This window comes from Vibrio sp. SCSIO 43086, from assembly GCF_051132235.1.
Classification (GTDB): Bacteria; Pseudomonadota; Gammaproteobacteria; order Enterobacterales; family Vibrionaceae; genus Vibrio; species Vibrio diabolicus.
Genome location: NZ_CP072678.1, coordinates 850,441 through 869,536 on the forward strand (window position 1 = coordinate 850,441; position 19,096 = coordinate 869,536).

Consider the following 19,096-nt stretch of genomic DNA (forward strand, 5'->3'; position numbering starts at 1 on the left):
AGTGACGCGCTTCCTGCCTAAGGAATCAAGATTATGAACTTTACGAAAACCGCTATCGCCACCGCTGTGATTGCAAGTGTTATTGGTTTGGCTGGCTGCAACGATGACGACGATAACACCTCACCAAGCGTCGATACTTCCAACCTAAAATACATCGACCCATTCATTGGTACCGGCTTTAACGGACACACCTTCCCGGGTCCTGTTGTGCCAGAAGGCATGGTGCAACTTTCTCCAGATACCGAGCTGATCGGCTGGCACTCTTCATCAGGTTACCACTTCGATAAAAAGACCCTATTTGGCTTCTCCCACACTCACCTTTCTGGCACGGGCATGGGCGGTTTAGGTGACATTCTGTTCCTGCCGTTTACCGAAGATAAAGCTAAATACATCGAAGACAGCGACGACTACCGCGAAGCGATTTCGGTCAAGATGGACAAAACCTCAGAAGTGGCAGAAGCGGGTTACTACTCGGTGAAAATTGCAGAGAACGGTATCAAAGCTGAGCTTACGGCTTCTGAACGTGTCGGGTTCCATCGTTACACCTACCCGCAAGGTCAACCACAACGTTTGAAGATTGACCTCAACTCCATCCTTAACAGCGACTGGGGTTCGACCTCTCTGCGCAACAAACTGACGGTTAGCGAAGACGGTCATACCATCACGGGCGAGCGCGATGCAGCGCACTTCTCTGGTTGGGCGAAAAACCAAAAAATCTTCTTCTATGCGACTTTTGATAAGAAGATCAAAGACGTTTACATCCTTGCCAATGGCGAACCTGTTGACGGCCTAACGGCAGAACATGTTTCTGAATTAATTTACGATGATGAAGGTAATGCCATCAAGCGTGTCAAAGCGGACGTTACTGCCTACATCGAATTTGAAGATGAAGGCTCACAAGAGTTGAATGCGCAAGTAGCGTTATCTGCGGTTGACCCACAAGGTGCAGAAAACAACTACGATGCGGAAGCGAATGTCTCTTTCGATACTGCGCGCAACAACGCACGTGAGAAATGGGCAAAAGCACTCAACTTCTCTATCGAAGGGGGCACGGAAGATCAGAAAGAGATCTTCTACACTGCGCTTTACCACACCAAGATTGCGCCAATGGTGCATCAAGATGTAGATGGTCGATTCCGTGGCATGGGCAAAGGCTCGATTCGTGAAGGTGAAGGGGAATACTCCATCGCTTATGGTCAAGCGACAGAAGAGCAGCCAAACTTCTCGGTTTACTCTCTATGGGATACCCAACGTGCATTACACCCACTAAAAACCATCACAGAGCCAACCCGCGCGGTGCAATACGCGAAGAATCTAGTTCAGAAGTACACTGAAAGCGGCTTGCTACCGAAATGGGAGCACTTAGGTGACGAAACAGGCACCATGGTTGGCTACCCAGCGGTAGCAGTGATTGCGGATGCGATCACCAAATTCCCAGAAGAGTTTACTCAGCAGGAGAAAGAGCTGGCGCTGAAAGCCGCGATCGACTCTTCGACTTACGACAACTACCCAGTACTGCAAGCCGATTGGGATCAGGGCGTATTGGATCGCACTTTAACCAAGCACATCGATTACATTGAGAAAAACGGCTTCACGCCTGCCATCCAACGTGTCGATGGTGAGCCAGTATTTGAAGACTACACGGTTGAGTCTGTTTCTTACGGTCTAGAAAACGCGTTCTACGATTGGGCCATCGCACAAATTGCCAAAGCAGCCGGTGATACTCAAGCGGAAGAGCAATACCTTGAACGCTCAAAAGGCTACAAAAAGTACTTCGATTACAACCCAACGGAATACGCAGAACATGGCGTGACAGGCTTTATGCGCCCAGTGATGATTGATGAAACTTTCATGACGCCATTCGACCCATACGGCACAGAACACGAGACAGGCAACTACACCGAAGGTAACGCGTGGCAGTGGACTTGGTTTGTACCGCATGACATAGCAGGCTTGAAGACCATCATGGGTGGCGATGCTGAGTTCCAGAAAAACCTAGAAGCAACCTTCACCGCAGAGAGCCAAGGCACAGAAACTCCGGATATGTCTGGTTTGATTGGTCAAGTTGCGTTTGGTAACGAGCCTTCACACCACATTCCTTACCTATTCAACTGGACCGCAGAACCATGGAAGACGCAACAAGTCGTCGACCACATTCTGGATGACATGTACTTTGCAGCGCCAGAGGGCGTCATTGGTAACGAAGACGTAGGCGCAATGTCTGCTTGGTATGTGATGTCTGCATTAGGCTTCTACCAAGTGAACGCAGCAGAACCGATTTACACTGTGGGTCGTCCGCTGTTCGACAAAGCGGTGATTCCGGTTAAAGACGGTACGTTCACCATCACCACAGAAAATAACGCCGATGACAACATGTACATCAAGTCTGTCACCATCAATGGCAAAGCTTTGGATAACGGTTTCTTCTTCGACCATTCCGAGTTCAAACCAGGTGGTGAGTTGCACTTCGTGATGACAGGCGATCAATCAGAAGCGATGAAAGCGCCTCAATAACCTTCACTTGAAATGTGTTCCTCAGGCCAAATCAGTCTGAGGAACACAAGCTCAAATCAATCCCTTCCACTAATGATAGTGTCATTTCTGCTGCTGAAACTTCTTTGCAACCCGACGAATTTTGTCCGCACCACAACGGCGTAAATTCATCTCGGTTTTGCTTCTCCATAAGCGCTCTTAACTGAGTCATTTCAATGGATGCATATGGGAATTTCGGCGCAGACTCACAGATGTAGCCTAGCTCCGACATCGCACGATTCACAATGCCTCGTGCAGGTCGGCCCGAGAAAACATTAGTCACCGCCGTATGCTGCGCGCGCTCACTGGCAATGGCATATCGATGTAAAGACGATGTTTTCGCCTCATCACACAACAAATAGGCGCTGCCAACCTGCACGGCACTTGCCCCTAACTTCAGCGCGGCTTCTACACCATTTCTATCGGCAATTCCTCCTGCTGCAATAACAGGCAAATTCACGCGCTTGACGATTTGCGGTAACAACGCCATCAAGCCTAATTGAGTGGATAAATCATCCGATAAAAACATGCCTCGGTGTCCACCAGCCTCCAAGCCTTGGGCGATAATGCCGTCAACGCCTTTTGCTTCTAGCCAAAGTGCTTCGTCCACCGTGGTCGCTGACGAAAGGATCTTCCCGCCCCACCCTCTAATTCGAGCTAACAGATCATCGTCTGGCAAACCAAAGTGGAAACTGATCACTGGCGGTGTAAATGGTTCAATCGCGTCAGCAATATCATGATTGAAAGGCATCCTTGTCGGAGCGTTTGGCTGAGCCTGCACGGTTGCACCCACTTCAGCAAAATAAGGTTGCAGCGTTTTTTGCCACTCTTCGTGCTTGTTGGCGTCATATTCCGGCATTTCATGGCAAAAGAAGTTGAGGTTGAACGGTCGATTGGTCGCCTGTTGAATAAGTTGAAGTTCTTTAACGATGGCGTCTTTGTTCAGCATTCCACAAGGTAACGAGCCAAGCCCGCCAACATTACTGACAGCTATGGTCATTTGGCTGTCTTGCACGCCGGCCATTGGCGCTTGAATAATCGGTAACTCTGTTCCCAAAAGTGTATTAAATACCTTGTTTATCATGATCTTTCCTTGAAAACTTAACCTTTACCTGTGATGGCTCTGCGCCATAGTTATCCAGACTAGACTTTCACATGATTAGCCACTTATAAAGTTAAAGTGATGCATTTGTGCGCTATGCACTTTTGATAGAAATGACAAAGGGAGCACATGGCTCCCTTGATGTAGTGGCGAACAAGAATTGAAATGGCTATCGTGCTACATCTGATTCAAGCTCTAATTCTGCAACAGAAAGCATGGCAAACTCTTCCTCGGCGGTTGCTGCAACCAATTTGTTGCGGCTGTACAACCCATAATAAACACCACCGATAAGAAACAATCCCATTGTCATGAAAAAGGCTGAGGGATCAAAAGCATAAACACCTGTCATTGCGATCAAAGAAAGCACCAGAGAAATACTCGAAGTAATTATCCCGCCAGGCGTTTTATATGGGCGAGCTAACTCCGGCTGTTTAATTCGCAATAAAATATGGCTCAAGGACATTAATGCGTACGATACAGTCGCACCGACAACAGCCATCGCCAAGATTAAGTCCCCCTCCCCCGTAAGAGAAACCAAGAACCCAAAAACGCCCGGAACCAAAAGCGCACGAGAAGGCACTTTTTTGTCGCTGGTTAATGACAAAGTTTGCGGCAAATAACCTGCGCGGGAAAGCGCAAATACCAGGCGACTGTAACCGTAAATGATAGAGAAGAAAGACGCGATAAGACCTGCCAACCCAAGTAAGTTCACGGCCATTGCTATCGTTGAATTGCCTGTAAGCTTCAGCGCGTCAACTAATGGCACCGCGCTATCGCCTATGACCTTTGAACCAACCGCACCAGCCAAAAGAACGACTACCAGAGTTGCGGTTAGTAATAAAAACAACATCGCACCAATGATGCCTTTTGGAACATCTTTCGCCGGATTTTTTGCCTCCTCTGCCGCTAAAGGTACACCTTCAACCGCAAGAAACAACCACATTGCAAATGGCAACGCCGCCCATACGCCATACCACCCAAACGGCAAGATTTCTGTTGCCTGAGCCGTCGCCGGAGCAATATCGAATAAGTTATTAACATCAAAGTGACCAATAAGCACACCAGCAGTAATTAGAATAGCTAGCACAGCCAAACCGCTGATGACCATCATTACTTTGAGAGCTTCGCCAACACCTGCCATATGAATAGCGATAAAGACGGCGTAGAAAAATGCGTAAACAACAGGGCCATCAATACCAACCAATTCATTCACTGCTGAGCCAATAAAAATTACTATCGCAGCAGGCGCGAGCGCATATTCAATCAAAACTGATAAGCCAGTGAAAAAGCCTCCTGTCGGCCCCATCGCCTGTCTTGCGAAGCTGTAACCACCACCCGCAGCAGGAATAGCCGCAGACATTTCAGCTAAAGACAATACTAGCGTGAAATACATTACTGCCATCGCGATAGCAGCAATAAGAAAGCCTCCCCATCCTGCTTGAGCGATGCCAAAGTTCCAACCGGCAAAGTCACCAGATATAACATACGAGACACCTAAGCCAGCAAGTAAAATCCAACCTGCGGTGCCTCTTTTTAGCTGCCTTTTGGCCAAGTACTCCTGATGTTTAGACATAGTAAATCCTTCTACTTTGATGAAATTAAAAAGTTGTCGCTGTGTTTATCTTCAACGCTTGCGCCACCTGGCTCATTGATATCTGAGCGATCTTTCAGGTTCACTCCTGACAGTTGTAATTTTCGAGCCTCCTTGAGCAAGTAAAATACGCGTTCACAAGCATCGTCATAATTGAGCCCCTGAGGACGCACATTGGAAATGCAGTTTCTTTGGGAATCTTTAGAGCCTCGTTTAGCCCCCCAAGTGAGATACATACCCATGCTATCCGGAGAAGTTAGACCTGGCCTCTCTCCAATTAAAACCAGCACGGCCTTAGCGTTAAAACATTCACCAACATCATCCCCTACCGCTACTCTTCCTTGCTTTACGATTGTGATAGGTGCGAATTTCCATTGATGTTCATCATCAGCGCTTAAAAGAGAAATCAATCGTGTAACAACAGGCACGGCATGGTTTTGAATTGCGACGGAAGAAAGTCCATCAGCAATAACAATCGCAAGATCAATGTCAGTGTTATGTTCCTTTGCTATCGAGTTGAGCGTTTGCCAAGAAGGTTCATCGAGCTGCCGTCCTAAATCGGGCCTTTGCAAGTACATAAGCCGATCACTCACTTGACTGCTCACTACCACAGGAGGTTCTAAGGTATTTTCAAGAATCGAGTAAGAGTCAGATAAACCAGCAACGAGAGAGTCAACATTCAAACTACAATGCACTGCATCCATAGCTTGGGCATGATCCAGCTGAAATGAGAGTAACTCGTTGGTTGGTACACTGTTCCCGCTGCGACCCAGAGCGATCCGAGCAGAGGTGAAGTCGCGTAACTTGCCCCAAGGATTGTGTGTGACAACTTCAGACTCGTCTTGTGTGGACTGAGCAATGGTGATCACTTTACCCATGAGAATACCCCTTATTCAGTTGATTAATTGCTCCCGAAAACGAGCGAGAGATTTGCTCACTTAACCGAACGTCTTGCACGCTCTCGAAAATCTGCATCTCCATTAACCATTGTTCAAACTCTGGAGCTGGCTTCAGACCGAGTACTTTTCTTGCGTAAAGGGCATCGTGAAATGAGGTAGTTTGATAGTTGAGCATGATGTCATCAGACCCTGGAATACCCATGATGAACGAGCACTCGGCAACACCTAATAGTGTCAGCAAGTTATCCATGTCATTCTGATCGGCATAGGCATGATTGGTGTAACAGATGTCGCAACCCATAGGTAAGCCAAGCAACTTCCCACAGAAATGATCTTCAAGCCCAGCACGAATGATCTGTTTACCATCAAACAGATACTCAGGGCCAATAAACCCAACGACAGTATTAACCAACAAAGGATCAAACTGTTTCGCAACAGCATAAGCACGGGCTTCACAAGTCTGTTGATCGACCCCATGAAATGCATTCGCAGACAGCGCTGTACCTTGTCCGGTTTCAAAATACATCACATTGTTTCCTACGCTACCTCGATTCAAAGACAATGCCGCTTCATGGGCCTCTTTCAAAATCGACAAGTCGATTCCGAAGGTATCATTCGTCCCTTGCGTGCCGCCTATCGACTGAAAAACGAGATCGACTGGTGCACCCATTTCAATGGCTTCGATCGTGTTCGTTACATGAGTTAACACACAAGACTGAGTCGGTATTTGATAGTGTTGAATCACCTCATCCATTAAGTTCATTAACTTAATAGCTTGAGGCACATTATCTGTTGCCGGATTGATACCGATAACCGCATCGCCATTTCCGTACATCAGACCATCAAAAATGGTCGCTGCGATACCGTTGAGAGAATCAGTGGGGTGATTCGGCTGTAAGCGAGTAGACAGGCGACTCGGCAAACCAATCGTATTCCGAAAAGCCGTGACAACTTGGCATTTTTTAGCAACGAGAATCAAATCCTGGTTGCGCATAATCTTACTGACTGCGGCCACCATTTCTGGTGTTAAACCTTGACGAATTTTAGCCAACGTTTCACCATCGGCTTCTTCACTCAGCAGCCAATTTCGAAAATCTCCGACCGTCAAGTGCTCAATCGGCTTAAAGGCTTCAAGGTCATGCGTATCGATAATTAGGCGAGTGATATCGTCGCTTTCGTATGGAATAACCGCCTCGTTAAGAAACGTTTTAAGTGGTAACTCAGACAGCGCCATTTGTGCGACTACGCGTTCTGCCGCTGACTGAGCACAAACCCCGGCTAACGCATCGCCTGAGCGCTCCGGTGTCGCTTTCGCCATCAAGTCAGCCAATGACTTAAAGGTATAGACTTTACTGCCTTGTTGCCGACGATAAGTTGCCGTCATTGCTCTTCCTCTTCACTATTTGGTTCGCTTTTTGCTGAACTATCAATAAGCTTTAAGAAAGTATTGCCAAATGTGTTCCGTAGCGTTATCAAAAACTGGCAACATTCATAAACCAAAAATAAACAATGAGTTACATAAAAGCTGCTCCAACATAACTCACAAAAAAGGAATGAGCATCACAAGGATGAGTGACCAAACACCCCAAACTGCACCAATGCTGTGCATCCATCACACAAAGGATGCAAACCAACAAGCTGCAAGCCTAATAAACTGGCAACAGGAATACGATCAACTCAGCGATGGCCGATTTTTAGGTCAAATTCGAGAACGACGATTTCCCAATTTCCATGTATTTCGTGAAGACAGTAACCGCTCACTAAGACAGCAATGCAGGGTTGAAGAGGGAGGAATTTGGTTGGGTTTGAGTGCGGAAAATAAGCCGCTACACCTAAATCACAGTCAGTTTAATGCAAGCCAGCTTTTGCTTAGACAAGGCGGTGCAGATTTTGAGTTAATGACACCTGAACAGTTTTCTATCTATGGGATAGTACTCGACAGAAAACTGGTTCAAATCATAGAAAAACAGCTTGAGTTAGACGGTATCGGCTGCAACACACCGCACTTAGCGGGACCAACAGAAAAGCACATTCAACAACTTAAATTCTACTTGGGTACTTTGCTCGGTACCACTGAGTCGCGATGGTCTGACAGCACACATCAGGTGGTTTTAAAAGACATCGTACTCGAACTGTTCTCAATCAGTTCACCAAACTCAATCCACCCGATATCAATCTCTCATCGTCAGCATGTGATGCGCCGCGTAAAGCAACAGCTACACGACTTAGATTACCGAACTCCGATCACCGTCAGTGAACTGTGTGACGCTGTGCACGTCAGTCGCCGAACACTGCAGTACACCTTTGAACATTGCTGTAATACTTCGCCAAAGCAATTCATACACCGAATGCGGCTGAATCAAGTACGTAGAGTGCTACAAAGCCCTGAAGATAATCGAACAATTGCAGAAATCGCTTTTGACTTTGGTTTTTTTCATCTAGGGCAGTTCAGTCAAAGCTACAAGCGGCTATTTGGTGAGACGCCAACTGAAACGAGAAAATGGGAGTCCAGCAAATAAAATGACAGGCAGTATATTCTTTCTGATTCTGCGTTGGGGCTATTTTATGTAGTCGCAATGATTTTCTGAAACTTAGCATGAAGGTCTTCAAGTGCCGCTTCAACATCCGGTTCTGCACGGCTCAAATGTGCGATTAGCGTCATGAAGTAGCAGTCAAAAATCAACGGCATCTTGTCTTCAAGAACAGAGCTTCCGCTTGAAGATTCAAACAAAGCTTGGTTAAACGACTGGTAATAATCCAAATCCCAAATCACCTCTTTCAACAATGCTCGGCTCAGCTCAACGTTCGCAAAATAGTAGCGATAGTATTTCTCCGTCAGCGCCAAACCAATGTCGATATCGGTTTTACCTTCCACACTGACTAGCGTTTCTTGGCTGATCTGTTGCAGTTGCGTCAGCATCCCTTCGCGCAAAATCGACAGTTTGGTCGGGAAGTGGCTGAACACCGTACCGTCAGCGACTCCTGCTTCTCTCGCAATCTGCCTTGTGGTCGTCATGTCATAGCCATTCTGAGCAAAAGATGCCCACGCGGCTTTTAGGACTTTGTCTCTGGTTTGTTGTCGCTTCGTCATTGATGTATCTGCTTAATGATCCTGAAATGATCATACCTTGAGTGGCTGACATTGACAAATTGAGCGCGCTCAATTATAAAAAATGAGCACGCTCAATTTTATATAAAAACAAAAGGAATCGCTCATGTACGTATTAAACAAACTAGGCCAAGGATTGATTTTCTTGCCGACCATATTCTGCTTTTCTTATATTTTAAGACCAATATTGATGGTGATTCTCATCCCAGGTGGACTCGCACTTTTGGCGTTAATCGGTGGGGCAGAAGTCCGGGCGGAACTCAAAGCCATGCTGCTTGAGGAGCTTTTTGGGGTCAGTCCATCGCACACCACCTCGAAAAAGGCGTGAGTGCGCGAGAAACGTTGGCAAGGTTAAGCAAAAAACAAAACGCGCAGGTATCGAGATATCAATACCTGCGCGATATAGATGTTCTGAAAAGAGGACTGGCGTTAGTCAGTATTCATGTTCTGACCGATTCGCCATAAAACGCCACTAGGGTCAAACAAACAACATTCGCGCATGCCCCAAGGTTGCTCGACCAGCTCAGTCAAACGCGAGCCAAATTCCTCATGGCCCACTTTGGATAAGTGCTGATGCCAGCTTTCTGCGTCTTCTACGAGCAAGTGCATCATGAAGTTGTTGCCGTGTTTTGGCTCATAAAAATTCTGTAAAAGAAACGCGCAACTACCTTGAGAGAAGTACGCCACATCACCGAAGTCTGACGCCATATCAAAGCCTATCGCCTCATAAAAACGTTTTGACAGCGCGTAATCTTTCGCTGGAACAAATGATTTGATTTCAACAATATTGAGGTTTTCCATTTCCAATTTCCTAAGACCTTTTCCATCAAACTGACTGACGTAATCACGCTCTACGCCTTCTATTCGCCTTGCGTAATCTGCTGTGATGACAGTGGTACACACTCTGCCATTTGCGTTTGTAACCACGTGATAAATTTATGTTCGAGTTCTGTACGCTTTTTATCATGACTCAATAAAACGTAATTGCAACCTGATAGCACAAAACCAAATGGTGCGACCAAATTACCACGCTTAATATCGTCCATGACAAAAGGATACGATCCCATCGCCGAGCCTAAGCTATCCACCGAGGCTTGTATGCAAAAATAAAAATGCGCAAATGATTGCTGAGTGTTGCCGTTGAAGGTTTTACAACGTGTTGATTGCTGCCAATCCGCCCAAGCATGTGGGTCGGGATTGGTCATTTTCGGCGCGATGCTGGGCTTAAAGACTTAATGCGCTGCGATCAGATTTCGACCATAAAAAATGCGGCTACTAGAGCCGCATGACAATCCACAAACCTTCGGTCTGATAAGTGAAACGTTTATTGAGTGATAACGGTTAGCGTATCCCAATCAATCGTGAAGCGAATTTGTGCCTCAGTGTAGTGGCTCGTTGTGCCTTGATCGTACCAGTTACACGCATTGCGAGAGAAACCTTCTTCAACTTCTTTCATGCCAGCTCGTGCGATCATCTCCGTTTTTGGCTCTTCTCCGCGCTCAAATTCTGGAGTGAACACATACTGGAATTTCGGTTTGAAACCGTAGATCAAACGCGGCAAGTTCTCTTCTGGTAATAGGTTTTCGTTTGAACAACCAGTGTAGTGGTAAACGCCCGCCCATTTACCGTAGTACTGGTAGTCGTTGGTGTAAATTTGGCTAAGAGAGGTGGTCCACTTAACGCCCATACCGCGTTCCATGGAAGCTTTTGGCTTGGCTGCGGTGACGTAATCCTTACTTGAGTAGCGAGACGTATAAGCCACACCTAAGTCGGTCGTCAACGAGCCAGAAAAACTTGGTGCCGAGCCCGGTGTTGCAGTCGCGGTTAAGCCGATAGACGGAGCAACCGTGGTTGTCGATACGGAAACATCATTGGCTTCGTTTTGCGGTGAGTAATCCTCACTAAATACCGGCGTGCCACCAGCTTGATAGATACTGTAGTCGAACGCGACTGGGTAGTTTTGAGTAAAACGGTCCACAATCGCAGCATCGTAAGTGTGTTTTACACCCGGATTACCTGGTACATAACCATTCCCTAGAGTGATCACGCGAGCCGCTTTTTTGTCGTTCTTTGAATTATGGAATAACTCAACCAGTAACTTCATTTGCACACGGCTACCACGAAACGCGTACGGGAAAAGCTCAGGCTCGCTTTGCATCACGACCTCATAGCTTTTCTTCACGTAACCTTCTAGCGCGATGTCATCAATCAAGACACTTTCTACAACCTTGTTATCAGAAGCAGCGGCAGTAGCGGAAATCCCTAACATTAAGGGAAGCAGTATTTTCTTATTCATTATTTTATTACCTTACTTGGGAACAGTCCCAATTTAAGCTAACACATTGAACAAGTAGCGACAATCAAACGAAAACGATTCACATTATCAATAATTGACCTACACCCAGAAATGAAAAAAACAGCCAACTTACGCTGGCTGTTTCGATGCAGTTAATGAATGACCCGTGCGTCCCCTTTAAATAACTGAGACAGATCGATAGTGAATATCGTCACTGTCGGACGTTTAGGCAGAGCATTTTCGATCGAAAACTCTGGCCCAGCTGGAACGAGGGGGAAGTGAATAGCCGTCGGCCACGTTGACGAAGCTTCATTACCGCTCGGCTCAGATATTGAGAAAGAAAACGCAGGTAAACGGGTCATAACACTTACCTCAAATGACTGATTCGCGGGCTCAAGCGAGCCCGCTTAGGTTTTGCAATGTTATTGTTGTTTTAACGCCTACTTAATCACTAACGATTGATAACGTTAGATATCAAGTTCTTTGTCTTCAACGTGGTTGGTGATCATCGCTTCAGTCGTGATCATCAAGCCAGCAACAGACGCCGCGAATTGAAGCGCTGAACGTGTTACTTTCGCAGGGTCCAAGATACCCATTTCGATCATGCTGCCGTATTCACCTGTTGCAGCGTTGTAACCGTAATCGGCATCACCCGCTTTGACAGCATTCGCTACGACTGAAGCTTCGTCACCTGCGTTGGTTGCGATTTGACGGAGAGGCTCTTCCATCGCACGTAGCGCAACTCGGATACCCACGTTTTGGTCATCGTTGTCACCTTTTAGATCCGCCAATTCTTTCGCGATCTTAGTTAGGGCAACACCACCACCAGCAACAATACCTTCTTCAACCGCTGCGCGAGTAGCGTGTAGCGCATCGTCCACGCGGTCTTTCTTCTCTTTCATCTCAACTTCAGTTGCAGCGCCGATCTTGATCACCGCTACGCCGCCAGAAAGCTTCGCAACACGTTGTTGAAGCTTGTCTTTGTCGTATTGAGAAGTGGTTGTTTCGATTTGTTTTTCAATCGAAGCCACACGATCAGCAATCGCGCTTGCTTCTGCTGCGCCACCCACAATAGTTGTTGTGTCTTTGGTGATGGTCACTTTCTTCGCGCTACCTAGTTGCTCTAGCGTTGTTTTTTCGAGTTCTAGGCCGATTTCTTCAGAGATGACCGTACCTGCGGTTAGTACCGCAATGTCTTCCATCATCGCTTTACGGTTGTCACCAAAACCAGGTGCTTTCACCGCAGTCGCACGCACGATGCCGCGCATGTTGTTCACAACCAATGTCGCTAGCGCTTCACCTTCGATATCTTCAGCAATGATCAATAGTGAGCGAGAAGATTTCGCCACTTCTTCTAGCACTGGCAATAGCTCGCGGATGCTGCTGACTTTTTTGTCCACCAATAGGATGTAAGGGTTGTCTAGCTCTACGCTGCCATTTTCTTGGTTAGTGATGAAGTATGGCGACAAGTAACCGCGGTCGAATTGCATACCTTCAACCACAGACAATTCGTTGTCTAGACCTTGGCCTTCTTCAACCGTAATCACGCCATTGCGACCCACTTTTTCCATCGCTTCTGCAATGATTTCACCGATCGCGCGATCGCTGTTTGCAGAAATGCTACCCACTTGGGTGATGGATTCTTTGTCGCTGCATGGCTTAGACATTTCACGTAGTTTCTCAACCGCCGCTTCAGTGGCTTTGTCGATACCACGTTTTAGGTCCATTGGGTTCATGCCAGAAGCTACCGCTTTAAGACCTTCGTTGATGAAAGATTGCGCCAGTACAGTAGCCGTCGTTGTACCGTCACCCGCTTCATCATTCGCTTTGGACGCCACTTGTTTCACCATTTGTGCGCCCATGTTTTCGAACTTGTCTTTCAGTTCGATTTCTTTCGCTACAGACACACCATCTTTGGTAATGGTTGGCGCGCCGTAAGATTTATCAAGCACAACGTTGCGGCCTTTAGGGCCTAGTGTCACTTTTACTGCGTCCGCCAGTAAGTTCACACCTTTCAGCATTTTTTGACGTGCGTCATTAGCAAATAATACGTCTTTTGCAGCCATAATTATCTCCTCAAAAAACTACTACAAAAATAATTACTCAACGATTGCTAACACATCAGATTCGGACAGAATCAAGTATTCTGCGCCGTCAATTTTCTCGGTTTTCACGCCGTAACCGTCATTGAAAATGATTTGGTCGCCCACTTTGACTTCCATCGCAGCGCGTTCGCCATTTTCAAGGCGTTTACCTAAACCAACAGCAATGACTTTCCCACGGTTTGATTTTTTCACCGACTGAGAAGTTAAAACGATTCCCCCTTCAGATTTATTTTCCACCTCTTGTCTTTCAACAATTAGCTTGTCATTTAAAGGACGAATTTTCATTTTTAAGTGCCTCCTACTTGGAACCAAAAATAAAAGACAGAATAAACATCAAGATGGATTTGCGAGTCGACCGCTCGCTTTCGATGAGAATAATAAGGTCGAAAAATTGGAGTTCAAGAGGTGGATTTCATAAAAATTTTTTATTGAATTGAATAAAAACTTCTATCGAAACTTTTGACATTTACGACCACTTAAAACCATCTTTATTATGGAAAATGTGTTCAATCAAATCTAGAGTGGTTACATACTCTTAAAAAGGATAATCAAACAATGAAAAAGGTCGTATCTCTGTTTCTTGCAACATTGTGCGTTGGCTTGCTTTCTCCCAACGTGGCGGCTTCTGAGCGTGCTGAACAAGGGTGGCAACTGATTGAGAAAGGCGCAATGATTGTCGATGTACGCACGCCGCAAGAGTTCTCTGAGGGGCATTTAGACAATGCGGTCAATTTCCCTCTATCTGAGCTTGATAAACATTTCCAAGACGTCGATAAAGATCAAGCGATCGTATTGTACTGCCGCAGTGGTAATCGCTCTGGTAAAGCGTATCAATATTTGCAATCGCAAGGGTTCACGAATCTGCACAATGCAGGTGGCTTAGAAGAACTGCAAGACGCCAAATAATCATCTCTGTTCTAATTTCAAAAATAAAAGTGCAGAGGGCGTTGCAGACTTATTGCAACGCCCTCTGTTACTAAATAAATCTCTTCCGCTACTACTCTATTTGGGCCCGGCCTCAAACTGAGTCAGGTTATCCGATATCTCAAGCCACGGCGCTTTGGACGCGACAAAAATATGGAAATTTGGCTTGTGGGATGGAGCATCATCCAAGACACCTAGGCGAATATTGACAATCCCATTGTTCTTTTTCGAATACAGGCTCGATCCACAATGGCGACAAAAACATAACATGGTATTTTCGCTTTTCTGATAAGTTTGAATATCCTCTTTTCCTTGGATAATGAGCAACTTATCTAGAGCAATACCGCCCGCCGATGAATAGTCAGAGCCAGTAAATTTTCGACATTCCGAGCAATGGCAATTTCCCATGTACTTGAATTCATCTGCCACTTCCAATTTCACCTTACCACACAGACATGAGCCTTTGAGTACTTCCATTTGAGTCCCTTTTTGTTATGAATCTAATTGAATTAGACGAATACACCGACACCTTGCCACTGCAATGCGAAAAATTAAAGGCAGGTAATACAGGTTTTCAAAAATGAAACGAAAATGTAAAACACTCTATTCAGAGGAAAGATAGGTGTGCTCAGCACATGAGAGCTCAAGCTATTGTCGATACAAAAACACCAAGCAAGACGCTTGGTGTTTTCTTAATATTTTGTCTAACACAGTCATCGCTCTTAATAAGAGACGCCGTGTTGAGAAAGTGTAGTGCTTAGAAAATGCAGTGCTTAGTAAAGCTGGTGGCTTCGTTTGCACTCCAGTCACCTTTTGGCTTATCTTTCAGGTTCTCACACCATTGCTCGCTGCCCACACCATCTTGAAGAACACAGTGCTTCGCAAAGTCTACTGCGTTGTCTGCTGTCCATTCTGTTTTTGGCTTATCGCGCATGTCGTTACACCAGCCTTCAGTGCCCACTTCATCACTACAAGCGGTTAAAGCAGAAGCCGCCAACATCAGCATGACTAGTTTTTTCATAAATTTAAGGTTCCAGTTGCAAACAATATTAAAATAAAACTCAATCGCTTCAACAAATGCCCATTCAACTGTTGAACTAAGCAGTCACTTGTTGAAGTGACTTTTGTATCAACTATAACGAAATTATCAGTCTACGTGTTAAGACACCGAAAAATTATTGAGCCAAGCTGCGTAAATGACACCATAAACACCTATAAGCAGCGCGCTTGCGTTAATGCACTGATCTTAGAAGAACCCGTGCCAAAACATGCTAAACGTAACTCTAACGCCATTTGCTCAAAGTGCTCGACCACCGCTTGAGTGCTTATGGTAGCCGCTTTCAAGACTGCGCCCGCTTGCCCAACGAGATTGGCGCCCAAATGTATGGCTTTCGCCGCTTCAAGTCCGTTATGCACACCACCTGAGGCGATCAAAGGTAATGTAGGATGCTGTGCTCTTATTTGAGTCAAACATTTTGCCGTTGGGATGCCCCAATCGCGGAAAAGCTCGGCTGCACGCTGCATTTTCGGGTTATCTTGGCAATAGCCTTCAACCGCGCTCCAACTTGTGCCACCCGCGCCCGCTACGTCAATGGCATCCACACCGGCGTCAACCAATCGCTGCGCAACGTGACCACTAATACCAAAACCGACTTCTTTAATAATGATCGGAACATTCACGCGAGATTTAAGCTGCTCGATAGCGTGTAAGACGCCAGTCCAATTATGGTCGCCATTTTTCTGAAACGCTTCCTGCATTGGGTTTACGTGTACAAACAACGCATCCGCTTGAATGGATTCAACCGCACGCTGCGCATTATCAAGTTTACCTTTGTCGCGCAATTGAGCGGCTCCAAGGTTGGAATAAAGCGGCACATCTTTGGCTAAATCACGAATGGTTTTACCTAGACCTGCGTGTTGGCGCTCTTCTAAGCTAATACGCTGCGACCCCACGCCCATCGCAATGCCTAATTCACTGGCAGCTTCAGCCAAACGACAATTGATCACTTCAGCGTCTTTCGCTCCACCTGTCATCGAGCTAATCAAAAACGGCAGCGCCAGTCGGTGGCCAAGAAACTCTGTCGACAGGTCGATCGCCTGAAAGTCACATTCTGGCAGCGCGCAGTGTTCAAACTCGACAGACTCAAAGCCCGCCGTTTTATGCTTCATGCTCATGTCATGATGTAAAACAGCGTCTAGATGTAAATCTTTTCGGTTAGTTTGCGGAGCCATAATGTCACCCTAAAGTAAAACAGTCGCGCAGTATTGCGATCCTTATCAGTAACGTCAATGCGAATTTTCTGAATTCACGAGATTACTTTTCCGAAACCAGTAATGAATCACGACTTACTCTGACATTATAGAAAGAGAAACTCGCCTTCTGTTTTAAACAAGCAGGCGAGTGTTTCTCCAAGTTGAAGTAATCAGCGTGCGAGAAACCACGATAAAAAGAGCCGCATACTTCTCTAATTTACTTTGCGTTTTCTGACAGAATCAGAGACACAACGGTGCTTGTGGTGGTTGGAGCAAACTGCTCAGGATCATCACAGAATTGAATTTTCCCTTTTTCTTCAACGTGGAACAACGGCACTACCGAGTTCCCTTTGTGGTGCGCTAAATAGTCTTGATACGTAAAGTTGTCGCTCAATTTCGTGTGTTTTATCTCTGCACCGCGGCTCAACAAACTGGCCAGCTGGGTATAGCTTACGTTACCGCCCATCAGCAATTTACCGTGGTACTCCTGAGCCACGGAGTGCTTCTCGCTACCATTGCCGTTGGTTTTCACTTTTTGCAAGCAGTGAACTTTATCTTCACCAAACTCGTCGACGAATTGCATGCAAGCCATAATGTTGAAATGCTGGTCAGGTGTTAATGCAACTACTTGTCCCACCCCTATCAGGTTCAAATTGTCATCTGCGTGACTAGAAATCGGATTCCCGTAGTAGTAATCCAGCCCCAACATACGAACTTGACTGATGTACTCCCAGTTAGAATCGGTCATCAATATGCGGCGGTCATAGCGTGCCAACGCTTGACCAATTTCTCTTGCTACTCGGTTAGCACCAATCAACAAGAAGCCGCGTGGCGCTGGCTCCGCGACGCCCAACATCAATGCGACAGGACGTGCCGTTGCACTTTGTAAAACAACCGTTCCGATGATCACCATGAAGGTCATAGGAACCAGTAAAATCGCTTCATCAATACCGTATTCGGTCAATTTGATCGCGAAAAGAGACGAAATAGAGGCAGCGACAATACCGCGCGGTGCAACCCAAGACAGGAACAGTTTATCTTTAAGTCTCAAGTTACTGCGGATGGTTGAGAGGAAAATCGACAACGGACGCGACACCAACTGCATAAATACAAACAGCAATAACGCGCCACTACCCAGCGCAGCAAAATCATCCAAGCTGATGCGTGCAGCAAGGAAAATAAATAGGCCGGTGATCAGCAATATGGTCAAGTGCTCTTTAAAGTGCAGAATTTGTTGAATATTGATGCCCTTTGCGTTGGCAAGCCACATACCCATTACAGTAACCGTGAGTAATCCGGCTTCAGACTCGATATGGTTGGAGACGGAAAATACGCCAAGCACAATCATCAAAACTGCAAATGGCTGCAAGTATTCCGGTAGCCACGCACGGCGCATAATCGTCGCGACTGCTGCGCCAGAGGCTGCACCAAGAATGACGCCCACGGCAATGAGCGTCCCGAACACTTCGGCGCTATTTATCGCGCTGTGCGATACGATGAACTCATAAACCATCACAACAAAAAGCGCACCGAGTGGATCAATCAAGATCCCCTCCCAACGCAAAATATTGGCAAGCGTACTGTTGGGTCTTACCGTCCGAAGAAGTGGCACGATCACCGTCGGACCTGTTACCACGGTTAAGCTGCCGAACAACATGGCGAGCTCCCAAGTAAAACCGAGGAAATAGTGCGTCGCAATACTGGTTGCTGCCCACGAAATGATGGCCCCGATGGAAACGATACTCCAGACTGAGCCACTCACACCGCGAATTTCTTTAAAGTTTAGGGTCAAGCTGCCTTCGAAAAGAATCACCGCAACCGCCAATGAAACCAACGGAAAGAGCAAATTCCCTAAAATCTCATCTGGGTTTAACCACTGCATAAATGGCCCGACAATCAACCCGGCTAGCAGCAAAAATAAAATCGCTGGTAAGCGCAATCGCCATGCCAACCACTGACAACCTAAACCAATGACCCCAACCGCTGATAGCACCAGCGCTTCATTACCCACTTGCATTAATCATTTACCTGTTTTGTCTTTTTTCGCGTGAATGCGCTATACCCAAATAACCTCGGGCGTGCGGTTCAATAAGCATGACTTGGCATGCAGACTAAACGGCTTACCTTCGACTCTTCGACAGCATGCCTCTGAAATGCACATTTTTGAGGTCACTTGGGTATCGCATCAGAATTATGAATATAGTTGAACCCCAATGACTTAACGACTCATTTCTGTTCATCAGATCTTAAAGTGACACACAAGTATGTCGCTTCGTCGAATTCAT

The 19,096-nt window shown here is 46.3% G+C and carries 18 protein-coding genes and 1 pseudogene; 4 read left to right on the forward strand and 15 right to left on the reverse strand.

Annotation, left to right across the window (positions count from 1 at the left end; genetic code table 11):
- The first annotated feature begins 33 nt into the window (after window positions 1–33).
- A complete protein-coding gene (locus J8Z23_RS19950; protein WP_434635823.1) occupies window positions 34–2,514 on the forward strand; it encodes a GH92 family glycosyl hydrolase in 2,481 nt (826 codons plus the stop codon).
- A gap of 31 nt (window positions 2,515–2,545) precedes the next feature.
- On the opposite strand, the gene J8Z23_RS19955 is transcribed toward J8Z23_RS19950, so the two are convergent.
- From J8Z23_RS19955 to J8Z23_RS19970, 4 genes are all read right to left on the reverse strand, one after another.
- Window positions 2,546–3,616: an NAD(P)H-dependent flavin oxidoreductase gene (locus J8Z23_RS19955; protein WP_085343304.1), complete on the reverse strand. Its 1,071-nt coding sequence runs from the start codon at window positions 3,614–3,616 to the stop codon at window positions 2,546–2,548.
- A 187-nt stretch (window positions 3,617–3,803) separates the two neighbouring features.
- Window positions 3,804–5,207 (reverse strand): ethanolamine permease, encoded by a 1,404-nt coding sequence (gene eat / locus J8Z23_RS19960; RefSeq protein WP_367001159.1) that lies wholly within the window; start codon window positions 5,205–5,207, stop codon window positions 3,804–3,806.
- 11 nt (window positions 5,208–5,218) lie between these two features.
- Window positions 5,219–6,103 carry an ethanolamine ammonia-lyase subunit EutC gene (gene eutC / locus J8Z23_RS19965; protein WP_434635825.1) on the reverse strand — a complete coding sequence of 295 codons (885 nt, stop codon included), beginning with the start codon at window positions 6,101–6,103 and terminating at the stop codon, window positions 5,219–5,221.
- A complete protein-coding gene (locus J8Z23_RS19970; protein WP_005388715.1) occupies window positions 6,096–7,508 on the reverse strand; it encodes an ethanolamine ammonia-lyase subunit EutB in 1,413 nt (470 codons plus the stop codon). The genes eutC and J8Z23_RS19970 overlap by 8 nt, the downstream gene beginning before the upstream one ends.
- A 184-nt stretch (window positions 7,509–7,692) precedes the next feature.
- Here J8Z23_RS19970 and J8Z23_RS19975 point away from each other — a divergent pair, with 184 nt between their 5' ends.
- Entirely contained in the window at window positions 7,693–8,643 is a 951-nt protein-coding gene (locus tag J8Z23_RS19975) for a helix-turn-helix domain-containing protein (RefSeq protein WP_301615300.1), read from the forward strand.
- Between the two features lie 44 nt (window positions 8,644–8,687).
- On the opposite strand, the gene J8Z23_RS19980 is transcribed toward J8Z23_RS19975, so the two are convergent.
- On the reverse strand, window positions 8,688–9,215 hold the full coding sequence (locus J8Z23_RS19980; protein ID WP_434635826.1) for a TetR/AcrR family transcriptional regulator: 528 nt from the start codon (window positions 9,213–9,215) through the stop codon (window positions 8,688–8,690).
- 124 nt (window positions 9,216–9,339) lie between these two features.
- Here J8Z23_RS19980 and J8Z23_RS19985 point away from each other — a divergent pair, with 124 nt between their 5' ends.
- A complete protein-coding gene (locus tag J8Z23_RS19985) occupies window positions 9,340–9,561 on the forward strand; it encodes a hypothetical protein (protein ID WP_005481464.1) in 222 nt (73 codons plus the stop codon).
- Between the two features lie 101 nt (window positions 9,562–9,662).
- Here the strand turns inward: J8Z23_RS19985 and J8Z23_RS19990 are convergent, their stop codons facing one another.
- The 6 genes and pseudogenes from J8Z23_RS19990 to J8Z23_RS20015 all read right to left on the reverse strand — a co-directional run bounded on the left by J8Z23_RS19990 (window position 9,663) and on the right by J8Z23_RS20015 (window position 13,919).
- On the reverse strand, window positions 9,663–10,034 hold the full coding sequence (locus J8Z23_RS19990) for a VOC family protein (RefSeq protein ID WP_434635837.1): 372 nt from the start codon (window positions 10,032–10,034) through the stop codon (window positions 9,663–9,665).
- A gap of 59 nt (window positions 10,035–10,093) precedes the next feature.
- Window positions 10,094–10,423, reverse strand: a pseudogene (locus J8Z23_RS19995) (LysR family transcriptional regulator); the annotation flags it as partial.
- A 134-nt stretch (window positions 10,424–10,557) separates the two neighbouring features.
- Complete coding sequence (locus J8Z23_RS20000; RefSeq protein ID WP_006741319.1) at window positions 10,558–11,529, reverse strand: leukocidin family pore-forming toxin; 972 nt, start codon at window positions 11,527–11,529, stop codon at window positions 10,558–10,560.
- A 152-nt stretch (window positions 11,530–11,681) separates the two neighbouring features.
- Window positions 11,682–11,891, reverse strand: coding sequence for a hypothetical protein (locus J8Z23_RS20005; protein ID WP_005395278.1), 210 nt, complete (start codon window positions 11,889–11,891; stop codon window positions 11,682–11,684).
- 105 nt (window positions 11,892–11,996) lie between these two features.
- Window positions 11,997–13,595: a chaperonin GroEL gene (groL, locus tag J8Z23_RS20010; RefSeq protein ID WP_114323457.1), complete on the reverse strand. Its 1,599-nt coding sequence runs from the start codon at window positions 13,593–13,595 to the stop codon at window positions 11,997–11,999.
- A gap of 33 nt (window positions 13,596–13,628) precedes the next feature.
- A complete protein-coding gene (locus tag J8Z23_RS20015) occupies window positions 13,629–13,919 on the reverse strand; it encodes a co-chaperone GroES (protein ID WP_005373989.1) in 291 nt (96 codons plus the stop codon).
- A 270-nt stretch (window positions 13,920–14,189) separates the two neighbouring features.
- On the opposite strand from J8Z23_RS20015, the gene J8Z23_RS20020 reads away from it, so the two are divergent.
- Window positions 14,190–14,540, forward strand: a complete 351-nt coding sequence (locus tag J8Z23_RS20020) for a rhodanese-like domain-containing protein (RefSeq protein WP_182034404.1) — start codon at window positions 14,190–14,192, stop codon at window positions 14,538–14,540.
- A gap of 96 nt (window positions 14,541–14,636) precedes the next feature.
- Here J8Z23_RS20020 and J8Z23_RS20025 read toward each other — a convergent pair whose 3' ends face one another.
- From J8Z23_RS20025 to J8Z23_RS20040, 4 genes are all read right to left on the reverse strand, one after another.
- A complete protein-coding gene (locus J8Z23_RS20025) occupies window positions 14,637–15,035 on the reverse strand; it encodes a GFA family protein (RefSeq protein ID WP_005395284.1) in 399 nt (132 codons plus the stop codon).
- Window positions 15,036–15,315: 280 nt separating this feature from the next.
- Window positions 15,316–15,579 carry a DUF3012 domain-containing protein gene (locus tag J8Z23_RS20030; RefSeq protein ID WP_005395285.1) on the reverse strand — a complete coding sequence of 88 codons (264 nt, stop codon included), beginning with the start codon at window positions 15,577–15,579 and terminating at the stop codon, window positions 15,316–15,318.
- A gap of 191 nt (window positions 15,580–15,770) precedes the next feature.
- Entirely contained in the window at window positions 15,771–16,790 is a 1,020-nt protein-coding gene (fni, locus tag J8Z23_RS20035) for a type 2 isopentenyl-diphosphate Delta-isomerase (protein WP_434635828.1), read from the reverse strand.
- 238 nt (window positions 16,791–17,028) lie between these two features.
- Window positions 17,029–18,828, reverse strand: a complete 1,800-nt coding sequence (locus tag J8Z23_RS20040) for a cation:proton antiporter (RefSeq protein WP_048624717.1) — start codon at window positions 18,826–18,828, stop codon at window positions 17,029–17,031.
- Window positions 18,829–19,096: the final 268 nt, after the last annotated feature.

Bases quoted from the DNA above. Each gene is read 5' to 3' on its own strand.
- eutC (WP_434635825.1), bottom strand. From the start codon at position 6,103: ATGGGTAAAGTGATCACCATTGCTCAGTCCACACAAGACGAGTCTGAA.
- J8Z23_RS19985 (WP_005481464.1), top strand. From the start codon at position 9,340: ATGTACGTATTAAACAAACTAGGCCAAGGATTGATTTTCTTGCCGACC.
- J8Z23_RS19990 (WP_434635837.1), bottom strand. From the start codon at position 10,034: ATGGAAAACCTCAATATTGTTGAAATCAAATCATTTGTTCCAGCGAAA.
- J8Z23_RS20000 (WP_006741319.1), bottom strand. From the start codon at position 11,529: ATGAATAAGAAAATACTGCTTCCCTTAATGTTAGGGATTTCCGCTACT.
- J8Z23_RS19975 (WP_301615300.1), top strand. From the start codon at position 7,693: ATGAGTGACCAAACACCCCAAACTGCACCAATGCTGTGCATCCATCAC.
- J8Z23_RS20005 (WP_005395278.1), bottom strand. From the start codon at position 11,891: ATGACCCGTTTACCTGCGTTTTCTTTCTCAATATCTGAGCCGAGCGGT.
- J8Z23_RS19955 (WP_085343304.1), bottom strand. From the start codon at position 3,616: ATGATAAACAAGGTATTTAATACACTTTTGGGAACAGAGTTACCGATT.
- groL (WP_114323457.1), bottom strand. From the start codon at position 13,595: ATGGCTGCAAAAGACGTATTATTTGCTAATGACGCACGTCAAAAAATG.
- J8Z23_RS19980 (WP_434635826.1), bottom strand. From the start codon at position 9,215: ATGACGAAGCGACAACAAACCAGAGACAAAGTCCTAAAAGCCGCGTGG.
- J8Z23_RS20015 (WP_005373989.1), bottom strand. From the start codon at position 13,919: ATGAAAATTCGTCCTTTAAATGACAAGCTAATTGTTGAAAGACAAGAG.
- fni (WP_434635828.1), bottom strand. From the start codon at position 16,790: ATGGCTCCGCAAACTAACCGAAAAGATTTACATCTAGACGCTGTTTTA.
- J8Z23_RS20020 (WP_182034404.1), top strand. From the start codon at position 14,190: ATGAAAAAGGTCGTATCTCTGTTTCTTGCAACATTGTGCGTTGGCTTG.
- J8Z23_RS20040 (WP_048624717.1), bottom strand. From the start codon at position 18,828: ATGCAAGTGGGTAATGAAGCGCTGGTGCTATCAGCGGTTGGGGTCATT.
- J8Z23_RS20030 (WP_005395285.1), bottom strand. From the start codon at position 15,579: ATGAAAAAACTAGTCATGCTGATGTTGGCGGCTTCTGCTTTAACCGCT.
- eat (WP_367001159.1), bottom strand. From the start codon at position 5,207: ATGTCTAAACATCAGGAGTACTTGGCCAAAAGGCAGCTAAAAAGAGGC.
- J8Z23_RS19950 (WP_434635823.1), top strand. From the start codon at position 34: ATGAACTTTACGAAAACCGCTATCGCCACCGCTGTGATTGCAAGTGTT.
- J8Z23_RS19970 (WP_005388715.1), bottom strand. From the start codon at position 7,508: ATGACGGCAACTTATCGTCGGCAACAAGGCAGTAAAGTCTATACCTTT.
- J8Z23_RS20025 (WP_005395284.1), bottom strand. From the start codon at position 15,035: ATGGAAGTACTCAAAGGCTCATGTCTGTGTGGTAAGGTGAAATTGGAA.